This is a genomic window from Streptomyces angustmyceticus, assembly GCF_040701845.1.
GTDB classification, from domain to species: domain Bacteria; phylum Actinomycetota; class Actinomycetes; order Streptomycetales; family Streptomycetaceae; genus Streptomyces; species Streptomyces angustmyceticus_A.
The window spans coordinates 25,703-37,720 of the sequence record NZ_JBFBHQ010000002.1; the positions used below are offsets into that span (position 1 = coordinate 25,703).

The following is a 12,018-nucleotide window of genomic DNA, read 5'->3' on the forward strand; positions in this document are numbered from 1 at the left end:
AAACATGACAAAGAGTTGAATAAGGCCTGACCATTGGTCGTCCTGTGTTGCCTGCGCAGACACAAGCGGTAGTGTTCACGGCCGTCGGAGGTGTGGCGTGATCCTTTCGCTCCTCATGGGGCTGAAGATCGCAATTGCCACCCTCCGCCCCCGTCGTCGGCGGTCGGCACCAACACCACCTCGGTCCCCGCTCAGGAGCACGTCGTAAGGAGGCCTGGGTGTCTGTGGACGCAGTGGACCCGCCACACGAACCGGACCGTTCCCGGCGTTCGCCGTCGGGGCCGCGGTTCCGTCGGCGGACGGGTGCACTCCTGGACCGCTGGCCGTTCCGGCGGAAGCTCAACGTCCTGGTGATCGCGCCGGTCGCGGTCGTCGGCGTGCTGCTCACCATCGGCGTCAACAACCAGATGGACAAGGCCCTGGACGCCGGCCGCACCGAAGAGCTGGTGCGCGACAGCGAGCAGGTCACCAGGCTGATCAACGACATCCAGGCCGAACACCGGCAGGCGCTGCTGCTGTCCGTGGAGCAGGAGGCGGCCCGACCCGGTGCCGCCCTGCCGTCGACCACCACCTACCGCGAGGCGCAGCGGAGCACCGACGCACAGGTCACCACCGTGCATGCCGCGTTCGGGCCGGACCTGCCCAAGGAGGGGGCGCGGGCGCTGGAGTACGTCCGGGGCCTCTCGGTGCTGCGGGACAAGGTCGAGCGGGGCTCGGTGCCGGCCGCCGGTATCGATCCCGCCTACGCCGCCGCGGTCGGCTACCTGATCGACGGCATCGGCCTCGACCGCTTCCTGGGCACCTCGTCGTCCTCGGTCACCGACCTCCTCGACACGGTGCTGCGCGCCGACGCCGCCCACGCGGCCTACGAGAGCGGGGTGTTCTCCGCCCAGACCCGGGATGCCAACGCGCTCACCGAATACACCCGCGCGGTCGGGGCCCACAAGCTCTACGAGGAACAGACCGCACGCTTCGCCCGGATCGCCTCGCCGAGCCAGGTCCTGCGGCTGGGCGGGATCGAGCGGGACGCCGAGACGAACGGCATCGAGGCGCAGTTCGCGGAGTTGCAGATCGACCCCGGTTCGCTCCAGGGCCAAACCCCGGCGCAGCTGCGCAAGGCGATCGCCGCGGGCAGCCGGCAGGCCGAGGCCCGTCTCGACATCACCCGGTCGCTGATCGAGGAGATCGCCGCCCGCGCCGACACGCTCTCCGCCGACGCCCTGCGGAACGCGCTGGTGATGCTCGGCATCGCCCTGCTCGGCTTCGCCTCCTGGCTGGCCTTCTCCGTCCAGGTCCGGCGCTCGGTCGTGCGTCCTCTGACGGCCCTGACCGGCGCCGCGCAGCAGGTGGTCGACGTGGCCGGGGAAGAACTCGCCCGCGTCGAGGACGACGAGTCGACGGAGCGCACCCCGCTTCGGCCGCGGCCGATCCCCGTCCCGGTGCGCGACGAGATCGGCCACCTGGCCGAGGCGTTCAACCAGGTGCAGGTCACCGCCGCGGCGCTGCTGGAGCGGCAGGTGCTCAGCCGCCGCAATGTCGCCGAGATGTTCGGCAACGTCGGACGCCGGGTCAGCAACCTGACCTCCCGCCAGCTCATGCTGATCGACGCCGTGGAGCGGGAGGAGACCGACCCCGACGTGCTCCAGCGGATGTACCGCATCGACCACATCGCGGTACGCCTCCAGCGCAACGCCGACAGCCTGATGCTGCTCGCCGGCATCCGGGACCCCGAGTTGGAGGCCCGGCCGACCAGCCTGGTCAATGTCATCCGGGCCGGGCTCGGCCAGATCGAGGGCTTCCAGCGGGTGTCCCTGCGGTCCGAGACCGAGGTCACCGTCGGCCCCGACGTCGTCGACGACCTGACGCTGATGCTCGCCGAGCTGCTGGAGAACGCGGTCTCGTTCTCCCCGTCCGAGACCCCCGTCGAGGTGGTCGTCCGGCCCGGCACCGACATCACCGCGGACGGCGGGGCCCTGATCGAGATCATCGACCACGGCCTCGGCATGAGCGCCGACCGGCTCGGCGAGGAGAACTCCCGCCTGGTCCGCCGGGAGCGGCTCGACCTCGTACCGACCAAGGTCCTCGGCCTGTTCGTGGTCGGCAGCCTCGCCCGGCGCTCGGGCATCCGCGTCGCCCTCAGCCGTACGCCGGGCGGCGGCGTCACCGCCACCGTCTGGCTCCCCGCCGCACTGCTGCCGGCCGTGCTCCCCGCCGGCACCCCGTCCCCGGCAGCGGACCTGTCCGCGCCGGAGGCCGGGGACGAGGCGGGAGAACGGGCCGGAGAACCGGACAGCGCTGGTGAGGGCGGAGTGGACGGCGCCGGGGCCCCGTCGGCGCACCCGGCCGGGCCCGGCGCGCCCGAGTCCGAGCCGGCTCCCGCCACGCCGCTGCCCGTGCGGCCCCCCGCCGCCGCCCCCGAGCGGCGGCCCGTCGCCCCCTCGCGGCAGGGCGAGCTCCCCCGGCGTCTCCCGCAGCGTACGGACGAGGAGCGGACCGGCTCCCCGGCCGGTCCGCGGTCCGCACCGGCCGGCCGCCCGCTGCGACGGCGGGTGCGAGGCGCGACCCTCACCATGACCACTCCGACGGCCGACCGGGAGACCCAGGCCCTGCGCCGGCCCGTCGACGCCGACGCGGTCCGTTCGGAACTCGACGAATTCGAAGCCGCAGTACGCCGGGCGGAGCAAGAAAGCGCTCCGCCCCGGAGGGACCCAGCGCCCTCGCCACACCAGCAACCCCGGAAGGAGTCGGGCAGTGACGACGCCGACAGGTAAGAGCAGTCCCGAGCGGGCGGAACCCATGGATCTCACAGCCGCCGCGGCCGACTTCACCTGGCTCCTCGACCGGTTCGCCAGCGAGACCGCCGGTGTCGTCGACGCCATCGCGGTGTCCTCCGACGGCCTGCTGATCGCCGTCTCCCGACTGCGCGAGCAGGCCGACTCCGAACGGCTCGCGGCGATCGTCTCGGGCGTCACGAGTCTGGCCGCCGGTGCGTCCGGCAACTACGGCCTGGGCGGCCTCAACAAGGTCATCATCGACCTGGAGGGCGGCCACGTCCTGGTGTCGGCCATCGGCTGCGGTGCCGTCCTGGGCGTGGTGACCTCGAAGGAGGCCAAGCTCGGGAACATCGCCTACGAGATGACCCTGTTCGCCAACCGGGCGGGGGGCGCGCTCACCCCCCAGCTGGTACTGGAGCTCAAGAAGAGCGCCGGCGCCGCACCGGGCCGCTGACCGTTCCACTCCGCGGAGGCGGGATACAGGTGCCGAGAAGAGGATCATGATGGCCGCCGGTGAACCAGGACCGGACGAGGGTGGGGGTTCCCCTCGCCTGCGAGGAGCCGAGCGCTCGGGGGAGGGCGACGCCCCGGGCCCGTCGGAGCCGGTCGGCCGCGCTCCCGCGATCCGGCCCTTCCTGCTGACCGCCGGCCGGGTGGCAGGGGGCGGCACCGGTGCGTCGCTGCCGGTCGAGACGCAGATCGTGGCGACCTCGTCCGGGATCACCGCCCTGGGGTCGCTCGCCTTCGAGCAACACGACATCGTGGCCGCCTGCCGGCGGCCGCAGTCGGTGGCGGAGCTGGCCGCCGGGCTCCGCCTCCACCTCAATGTCGTCCGGGTGCTGGCGGAGGACCTGCGCACCGCCGGACATCTGGCGGTGCACGTCCCGAACGCCGGCACCACCCAGGACATTTCCGTACTGCGAAGGGTTATCGATGGTCTCCGCGCCGTCCCCGACTCACGGGAGTCACTCCGTGACAGCGGTTGAACAGCCGCCGGTACCGGTCAAGCTGGTCATCGCCGGCGGCTTCGGCGTCGGCAAGACCACGGCGGTCGGCTCGATCTCCGAGATCCGGCCGCTGACCACGGAAGCCGCCATCACCGAGGTCGCGGCGGGGGTGGACGATCTCACCCACACCCCCGGCAAGACCACCACCACGGTCGCCATGGACTTCGGCTGCCTCACCATCGATCCGACGCTGAAGCTCTATCTGTTCGGCACGCCGGGCCAGGACCGGTTCGGGTTCATGTGGGACGACGTGGTCGAGGGCGCACTCGGCGCTCTGGTGATCGTGGACACCCGCCGTCTGGACGACTGTTACGCCGCGGTGGACTACTTCGAGCACAAGGGCATCCCCTTCGCCGTCGCCGTCAACGCCTTCGACGGTGAGGTCCACCACGCCCTCGACGAGGTGCGCTGGGCGCTGGACGTCTCCGACCACGTACCGCTGGTCGTCTTCGACGCCCGCACCACCGGCTCGGTCCGGGACGCACTGCTCGTCGTCCTCGAAGTCGCGCTGTCCCGCGCCCAGAACGGCGCTACGGCCTGACACCCCGGAAACCGGAGGGCGCGCTCCCGCGCCGCCGCGTCATACGGCGGCGGACCGCTGGAACGTCTTGAAGCCGAAGCCGGGGGCGGCCGCCTCCTCGGGGGTCGGCAGCGGCGCTCCCGCGCCCATCAGCCGCCGGGTGATCATGTGGTCGGCCGGCCGGTTCACCGACTCGGTGGCGAGCAGCCGCTCGCCGCGGTAACACAGCAGCGAGAACCGGCCGGTGCGGGGATCGCCGAGGGTCACCACCCGGTCGTGTCCCGCCCCGAGCCCGGCGATCTGCAGCCGCAGCCCGTACTGCTCGGTCCAGAACCACGGCAGCGCCGCATACGGCCGCGGCGCCCCGCACAGCGCGGCGGCCACGCACCGGGCCTGGTCCGCCGCGTTCTGCACCGACTCCAGGCGGAGCGGGCGCCCGGTGCGCGGGTCGGGGAACCGGGCACAGTCGCCGATCGCGTACACCGCGGGGTCGCCGGTGCGCAGGTGCCCGTCGACGAGGATGCCGTCGTCCACGGCGAGGCCGGCGCCGGCGGCGAGGGCGACATCCGGCAGCGCGCCGATCCCGACGACCACCAGATCCGCCGCGATCCGCTCCCCGCCCGCGAGTTCGGCCTCCCGCACCCGGCCCGCGCCGTCGCCGTGCAGGGCCGTCACCTCGCGGGAGCGCAGGACCCGGACGCCGTGGGCCCGGTGCTCGGCGAGCAGCTGCGCCGACATCGCGCCGCTGACCGCACGCGCCAACAGGCGCGGCCCGGCCTCCACGACGGTCACCGCCAGTCCGGCCGCCCGTGCCGTCGCGGCGACCTCCAGCCCGACGAACCCGCCGCCGACCACCAGGAGGCGGCCGGTGTCGCGCATCGCGTCCCGCAGCCGGCCGGCATCGGTGAGGGAGCGCAGGGTCAGCACTCCGTCCAGCCCGGCGCCGGGCACGGTGAGCCGGCGCGGACGGGCGCCGACGGCCAGGACCAGGTGCCGGTAGCCGAGGGTGCGCCCGGAGGCGAGGGCGACCCGGCGGGCGTCCCGGTCGAGGCGCACGGCGGGGTCCCGGGCCACGAACTCGATGTCCCGCTCGGTGTGGAACGAGGCCGGGCGCAGGGCGAGTTCGCCGCCGCTGGCGGTACCGGCGAGGAACTGCTTGGACAGCGGCGGCCGTTGGTAGGGCAGCACGCCCTCGGCGCCGACCAGGGTGATCCGCCCGTCGAAGCCCTGGGCCCGCAGCGCGGCGGCGGTGTCCGAGCCGGCCTGACCCGCGCCGATGACGACGACCGACGGCGCGGCCATCAGCTCTGGGTCTCCGGCAGGTGCACCACGAGCCCGTCGAGCTCCTCGGTGACCGGCAGCTGGCAGCTGAGGCGGCTGTTCGCGCGGCGCGGGGAGGCGGTGCCGTACAGGACGTCGTCCTCGGACTCGTGCATCGCGGGCAGCGGCAGCGTGCCGGCCTCGTCGACGTACACATGGCAGGTGCCGCACTGCGCGGAACCGCCGCACTGGGCCTCGATCCCGTCGATGTTGTTGATCTTCGCGCCCCGCATCACGGTGTTGGGCACCGGGACGTCGACGACGGTCTCGGTTCCGTTCGGGTGCCGGTAGGTGATCTTGGCCATGGAGCTCTCCTCGTCTGGTGGCGGCAGGAAGACGGCTGGTGCAGGGGGCCGGGGCGCCGGTGCGGCGCCGGACGGACCGGGAGGTCACCAGGTGACCGGCAGCTCCCACAGCCCGTAGATGACCGCACCCTCCTTGCGCGGGATCTCCAGGAACGGCTTTGCCAGCCGGAGGGTCGGAATGCGCCGGAAGAGCTTGCTCCACACGATCTCCAGCTCCAGCCGCGCCAGGTCCGCGCCGATGCAGTGGTGCACGCCGTGGCCGAAGCCGAGGTGCTTGCGGCTGCCGCGGGTGATGTCGAGCTTCTCCGGCTCGGGGAAGGTCTCCGGGTCGCGGTTGGCGGCCAGACCCAGGCACAGGATCCCGTCGCCCTTGCGGATGAGCTGTCCGCCGATCTCGATGTCCTCCAGCGCGACGCGCGGCACCGCGGTGTCCCCGATGGTGGCGAACCGCACCAGCTCCTCGACGGCCGGCTTGACCAGCGACGGGTCGTCCAGCAGCAGCCGGAGCTGGTCGGGGTTCTCCAGCAGGCAGGCGGTGCCCAGCGAGATCTGGCTGGCGGTGGTCTCGTGCCCGCCGTTCATCAGCAGCCGCACCATGTTGAACAGGTCCCGGTCGGTGTACTCCTCGCCGGACGCCGCGTAGTCGGCCATCGCCCGGCTGAGCAGGTCGTCGCCCGGTTCGCGCTTCTTGAGCTGGATCAGCTCGTCCACATAGGCGTTGACCTCGACGATGGCGGCCTGCCGCTCCTCGGTGGAGCTGTGCCCGCCGAGCAGTGCGGTGCCGTGCTTGATGAAGAAGTCGTGCTTGTCCTGCGGGATGCCGAGGAGTTCGCAGATGACGGTCATGGGCACCGCCAGCGAGAACACCCGGTGCATGTCGACCGGCGGCTGCATGCCCAGCATCAGGTCGAGGTGCTCGTCGACGATCTGCTCGATGCGCGGACGCAGCCGCTGCACCTGCCGGTTGGTGAAGGTCAGCGCAGCCTTGCGCCGGGTCGTGGTGTGCTCCGTGCCGTCGTACCCGATGAACGAGGTCTCGGTGCGGTACTCGGGCGGCGCCACGAAGTAGAAGGGGAAGTTGGCGTGCTTGCGCGAGGCGCTGACCCGCGGATCGGTGAGCAGCCTGCGGATGGTCTGGTAGCCGGTCACCGTCCAGATCCGCAGCCCGGAACCGGTCAGGGTCACCTGCGAGACGTCCTGCTCGGTCATCTCCCGGTACTCGGCCGGCGGGCTGAAGGGGCACAGGCGCTGGTACGGGAACGTCTTGGCGCCGGTGGCCGCGCCGGGTCCGGTGGCAGAGGTCGTCACGATGGGTCCTTTCCAGAAGGGGCGTGGGTCAGCGCAGGGTGCGGAAGAAGGCGCGCAGCTCGCGGACGAGGTGCTCGGGCTGTTCCAGGGCGGGGAAGTGGCCACCGTGCGCGTGGTCCTTCCAGTCGCGCAGATCGGTGAAGCGGCCCTCGATCCAGGGCCGCGGCATCCGGCCGTCCTTCGGGTAGTTGGCGACGGCGGTGGGGACGTGGACGGGGGCCAGCGCGAGCTTGTTCTGGCTCTCCCAGTAGATCCGGGCCGACGACGCGGCCGAGGCCGTGAACCACGCCACCGACACGGCGTCCAGCAGCCGGTCGCGGGAGATGACCTTCTCCGGGTCCCCGTCGTGGTCGCTCCACGCCCAGTACTTCTCGGCCATCCAGGCCAACTGCCCGGCGGGGGAGTCCGTCAGCCCGTAGCCGAGCGTCTGCGGCCGGGTGGTCTGGAGGACCGAGTAGCCGCCCTCCTCCTGCTGGAACCGTTTCATCGCGGCCAGCCCGGCCAGGTCCCGCTCGGACAGCTCGGCCTCTTCCTGCGGGGGACGGGCGAACGGCATCGTCAGATGCAGCCCGAGCAGAGCGCCGCGGTCGGTCTCGCCGATCACCGCCGAGATGAAGGAACCCCAGTCCACGCCGTGCGCCGCATAGCGCCGGTAGCCGAGCCGGGCCATCAGCTCCTGCCATGCGGCGGCGATCCGCTCGGCGGTCCAGCCGGCTGCGGACGGCTTGTCGCTGAAGCCGTAGCCCGGCAGGGACGGGCACACCACGTGGAACGCGTCCGCCGGGTCCGCCGGGTCGGTCAACGGGCCGATGATGTCCAGGAATTCGACCACCGAGCCCGGCCAGCCATGGGTGATCAGCAGCGGTACCGCCCCCGGGTGCGGGGAGCGCACATGCAGGAAGTGGATGCCCAGCCCGTCGATCTCGGTACGGAACTGGGGGAGCGCGTTCAGCCGGGCTTCGGTGGCCCGCCAGTCGTAGCGCGCCGCCCAGTGGGCGCACAGGTCCTTCATGACCGCCAGCGGTACGCCCTGGGACCGGTCGGACACGGTCTCCGCCTCCGGCCAGCGGGTCCGGGCGAGCCGCAGCCGGAGGTCGTCGATCTCCGGCTGCGGAACGTCGATGCGGAACGGGGTGATTGCCGGGCTCATGTGGACGTCCCCTCCAGCGCTGCGGTGTGCCTCGGTCGCACCGAGGCTAGGAGCGGGCCCTGAACAGCGGGTCGAGCCCGGCTGGACCAGGGTGCCGCCGCAGGTCAGCCGCCCTGCGGCCCGCCCACGTCCATCCCGCCGTCGATGGTGATGACCTGCCCGGTGACCTGGGCGGACGACGGATGGGCCAGCTGCACGATCCAGGGCGTGATGTCGTCGGTCTCGGCGACCCGGCCCAGCGGGATGTGCTGCGCGACCCCCGCGAACAGGCCCTCGACCTCCTGCGGGGCCAGGCCGTTCGCGGCGTAGGCGTCGGTGCGGACGAATCCGGGGGCGACCGCGTTGACCCGGATGCCCTGACCGGACAGCTCGGCCGCCCAACTGCGCGTCAGGCTGTGCACGGCCGCCTTGCTGGCCGAGTACAGCGAGCTGCCGGGGCCCGGGTTGTGGCCGCCGCGGCTGGAGACCAGCACCAGGCAGCCACCGGGCGTCCGCAGCAGCGGGAGCAGGTGCGCGGTGAGCAGCACCGGGCCCATCACATTGGTGTCGAGCACCTCGCGGGCGGTGGCCGCGTCCAGCGCCGCCAGCGGGCTGAAGCGGAAGATGCCGGCGTTGTGCACCAGCACGTCCACCGTCCCGCCGTGCGCCCGCACGGCCTCGGCCACCGCCTCGGCGCCCGACCCGGTGGTGACATCGGCGGTCACCGGCACCACCGCGGGGTGGGCCGCGGCGGTCTCGGCCAGCCGCTCCTTGCGGCGGCCGGTGACGAGCACGGCGGCGGCGCCCTGCTCGGCGAAGGCGAGCGCGGTGGCACGGCCGATGCCGCTGCCGCCGCCGGTGACGACGACGGTCCGGCCGGCGAACGGTGCGTGGGGCATGGCGGGTTCCTCTCGGGAAGGCCGGGCGGCTCGTCCGCCCGGGGCGGGTCGTACGGGCGCACCTGCCGTGACGGGAGGGCGCGGTCACCCTCCGGGCGGTGCGAAGCGGATGTCGTGCGCGCCGGCGTCGGCCGCGGCGAACGCCAGCAGGCGGGCGCCCTCCTCGGCCAGCGCGGCGCGGTCCGCGGCGCCGAGCGGCGCGAACGGTTCGATGCGCAGGACCGCACCGGCACGCTCGCGGTCGAGGGCCCACATCCCGCGGACGAAACCGTCGACGAGGAAGGTGGCACGGACGATGCCGTTGCGGGTGAAGATGCGCCGGCGGTCCTCGTCGCTGATGATGCGGCCCCGGTCGGCGTGCGACAGCAGGATGTTGTCGAACTCCGGGAGGAACCGCACCGGGGCGGGGAGGCCGGGGTCGGGCAGCGGCGCCCCGGGAACGTCGAACAGCTCGTTGCCGGCGGAGTCGCGGAAGGTGTGCAGCCGGTCCCGCAGCCCGTCGAGCACCGGGCGCAGCCGGGTCAGCCCCGACCAGGTCTGGACGTCCTTGACGGTGGCCGGACCGTACGCCGCCAGATAGCGCAGCACCATCTCGTCCAGGGGCGGGTCCGCCACCAGCGGCTCGCCCAGCCAGGACTCGGCGGTGGCGTACCGGGTCCGGCCGCCCACGCCCCAGATGCCGCGGGGCGGCACCTGCACCAGCGGCAGCAGGGTGCGTGCCGCGTACGCCAGATGCCGCGCCGCCACGTCGGGCCACCGCTTCCGCAGCGCCTCGCCCAACTCCGCGGTCGTCAGCGGGGCGTCGGCCAGCGCGGCACGCGCCGCGGCGGTCAGTTCCGCCGGGTCCACCACCCCGTCCACCGCCTTGCCGGACCCGCTGCCCACCCACAGATCGCGGTCCAGGGCCGGCTGGGTCAGCGGCCGCAGCGTGCGGCAGTCCTGTGCCGTGACGAGATGAACGGTGCTGCGCATCACGGCGATACGGGTCAGCGAGCGGTCCTCGATCGCCCCCGCCACGTCCTCGATCGCCAGCCCGTCCAGACGGGTCCACAGGCCGATGTAGGGCGGGTTGGGCGCCTGGGCCTGCAACCCGACGAGCCGGGTGACCGCGTCGAGGACGCCCAGCCGGTGACGCCGCAGCAGCAACTGGCGTGCCAGCAGGGCGCGGTTGAGGGCTCGGGCGCTGAGGACGGGACGGTCGTCGTCGCCGTGGTGCGGGCGGCTGCTCGCCGGCATCCGGGTGGCCATCGGGTTCCTTCGGTCGTGGTGCGGGAGGGCAGGCCCACTATGGACCGCGGCACTCGCCTCCGGCTCGAACCACGCGCGGCCGGGGCGTCGGCGTGGCGCGAGAGCCCCTCAAGGCCCGGTGCAGCGCCCGCTGCCACCCTCCGCGGATGCCGCCTTCCTCCTTCGCCGGCCGCCCGCCCGCCGGTGCTCCGGCCCGCCCCGCCGCCCCGTCCGCCCCGCACCACCGGGACCCGCGGTGAGCGGCGGCCCGCTGCGCGGGCTGCGGGTCCTCGAACTCGCCGCGATCGGCCCCGCCCCCTACGCCTGCATGATGCTCGCCGACCTCGGCGCCGAGGTGATCCGCGTCGACCGGCCCGGCCAGGAGCGCGCCTTCGCCCCGTGGCACCGCATCCTCGACCGCGGCCGCCGGCCGGTCGCCCTCGACCTCAAGGACCCCGCCGGCACCGGCCTGCTGCTGCGGCTGGTGGACGGCGCGGACGTGCTGGTCGAAGGCTTCCGGCCCGGGGTGGCCGAGCGGCTCGGCGTCGGGCCGGGGGTGTGCCGCGAGCGCAACCCCGCGCTGGTGTACGGCCGGATGACCGGCTGGGGCCAGGACGGTCCGCTGGCGCAGGCCCCCGGCCACGACATCAACTACATCGGACTCACCGGGGCGCTGCACGCCATCGGACCGGCCGGCGGCGCCCCGGTCCCGCCGGCCAACCTGCTCGGCGACTTCGGGGGCGGCGGCATGCTGCTGGCCGCCGGGATCCTCGCGGCCCTCGTCGAACGGTCCCGCTCCGGCCTGGGCCAGGTGGTGGACGCGGCCATCGTGGACGGCACCGCGTCGCTGACGGGCATGCTGCTGGGCATGGCACAGGCGGGCCAGTGGGGTGCGGACCGGGGCGGCAACCTGCTGGACGGCGGGGCGCCCTTCTACGCCGTCTACCCCTGCGCCGACGGCGGGCATGTCGCGGTCGGCGCGCTGGAGGAGCGCTTCTACCGGGCGCTGCTGGCGGGCCTCGGACTGGACGCGGCCCGCCTGCCGGACCGTGACGATCCCGCCAACTGGCCAGCCCTGCGGCGGGAGTTCGAGGCCCGGTTCGCGACCCGTAGCCGCGCGCAGTGGAGCGCGGCCTTCGACGGCACCGAGGCGTGTGTGACCCCCGTGCTCAGCCTGACGGAGGCCGCCGGCCACCCGCACCACCGGGCGCGCGGCACCTACCGTCCCACCCCCGGCGGCGTCCAGCCCGCCCCCGCGCCCCGGTTCGGACGCACCCCGGCGGAGCCGGACCCGGCGCCGCCCCAGGGGCCCTCCCGGCGCCTGCTCGCCCGCTGGGGCCTCACGGAGGCGGAGAGCGCACGGCTGGGCGCGGGGGAGTCCGCCCCGGTCCGTTGAGCGGCTGAGCCGGGCCGGGCCTGCCGAGCCGGTCCGGCCCGGGCCCGCCGAGCCGGTCCGGTCCGGTCCGCCAGGGGCGGGGAGGACGGCCGCAAGGCGTCACGAAGCGGGGAGAACCAGCGGGGGTTGAGCG

At 73.8% G+C, this 12,018-nt stretch carries 11 protein-coding genes; 5 read left to right on the top strand and 6 right to left on the bottom strand.

Features of this window, described 5'->3' with window-relative positions; genetic code table 11:
- Nucleotides 1-218 precede the first annotated feature (218 nt).
- From AB0411_RS04090 to AB0411_RS04105, 4 genes are read left to right on the top strand one after another with little or no spacing between them, the layout of a single operon-like run.
- On the top strand, nucleotides 219-2,771 hold the full coding sequence (locus tag AB0411_RS04090; RefSeq protein WP_437041270.1) for an ATP-binding protein: 2,553 nt from the start codon (nucleotides 219-221) through the stop codon (nucleotides 2,769-2,771).
- Nucleotides 2,772-2,796: 25 nt separating this feature from the next.
- A complete protein-coding gene (locus AB0411_RS04095; protein WP_366416289.1) occupies nucleotides 2,797-3,228 on the top strand; it encodes a roadblock/LC7 domain-containing protein in 432 nt (143 codons plus the stop codon).
- Nucleotides 3,229-3,274: 46 nt separating this feature from the next.
- Complete coding sequence (locus AB0411_RS04100) at nucleotides 3,275-3,760, top strand: DUF742 domain-containing protein (RefSeq protein WP_366415667.1); 486 nt, start codon at nucleotides 3,275-3,277, stop codon at nucleotides 3,758-3,760.
- Nucleotides 3,708-4,322: a GTP-binding protein gene (locus AB0411_RS04105; RefSeq protein ID WP_366415668.1), complete on the top strand. Its 615-nt coding sequence runs from the start codon at nucleotides 3,708-3,710 to the stop codon at nucleotides 4,320-4,322. The genes AB0411_RS04100 and AB0411_RS04105 overlap by 53 nt, the downstream gene beginning before the upstream one ends.
- Before the next feature lie 39 nt (nucleotides 4,323-4,361).
- Here the strand turns inward: AB0411_RS04105 and AB0411_RS04110 are convergent, their stop codons facing one another.
- From AB0411_RS04110 to AB0411_RS04135, 6 genes are all read right to left on the bottom strand, one after another.
- Entirely contained in the window at nucleotides 4,362-5,603 is a 1,242-nt protein-coding gene (locus tag AB0411_RS04110) for an NAD(P)/FAD-dependent oxidoreductase (protein ID WP_366415669.1), read from the bottom strand.
- Nucleotides 5,603-5,926, bottom strand: a complete 324-nt coding sequence (locus AB0411_RS04115; RefSeq protein WP_366415670.1) for a 2Fe-2S iron-sulfur cluster-binding protein — start codon at nucleotides 5,924-5,926, stop codon at nucleotides 5,603-5,605. Before AB0411_RS04115 ends, AB0411_RS04110 begins: the two co-directional genes overlap by 1 nt.
- Before the next feature lie 84 nt (nucleotides 5,927-6,010).
- Nucleotides 6,011-7,234 (bottom strand): cytochrome P450, encoded by a 1,224-nt coding sequence (locus tag AB0411_RS04120; protein WP_366415671.1) that lies wholly within the window; start codon nucleotides 7,232-7,234, stop codon nucleotides 6,011-6,013.
- Between the two features lie 28 nt (nucleotides 7,235-7,262).
- A complete protein-coding gene (locus tag AB0411_RS04125) occupies nucleotides 7,263-8,384 on the bottom strand; it encodes an epoxide hydrolase family protein (RefSeq protein ID WP_366415672.1) in 1,122 nt (373 codons plus the stop codon).
- Between the two features lie 104 nt (nucleotides 8,385-8,488).
- Nucleotides 8,489-9,262, bottom strand: coding sequence for an SDR family NAD(P)-dependent oxidoreductase (locus AB0411_RS04130; protein ID WP_366415673.1), 774 nt, complete (start codon nucleotides 9,260-9,262; stop codon nucleotides 8,489-8,491).
- An 84-nt stretch (nucleotides 9,263-9,346) separates the two neighbouring features.
- The gene (locus AB0411_RS04135) at nucleotides 9,347-10,510 is read right to left on the bottom strand and encodes a winged helix DNA-binding domain-containing protein (RefSeq protein ID WP_366415674.1); all 1,164 of its coding nucleotides are present in this window, start codon (nucleotides 10,508-10,510) and stop codon (nucleotides 9,347-9,349) included.
- 235 nt (nucleotides 10,511-10,745) lie between these two features.
- On the opposite strand from AB0411_RS04135, the gene AB0411_RS04140 reads away from it, so the two are divergent.
- Complete coding sequence (locus tag AB0411_RS04140) at nucleotides 10,746-11,885, top strand: CaiB/BaiF CoA transferase family protein (protein ID WP_366415675.1); 1,140 nt, start codon at nucleotides 10,746-10,748, stop codon at nucleotides 11,883-11,885.
- The last annotated feature ends 133 nt before the right edge of the window (nucleotides 11,886-12,018 follow it).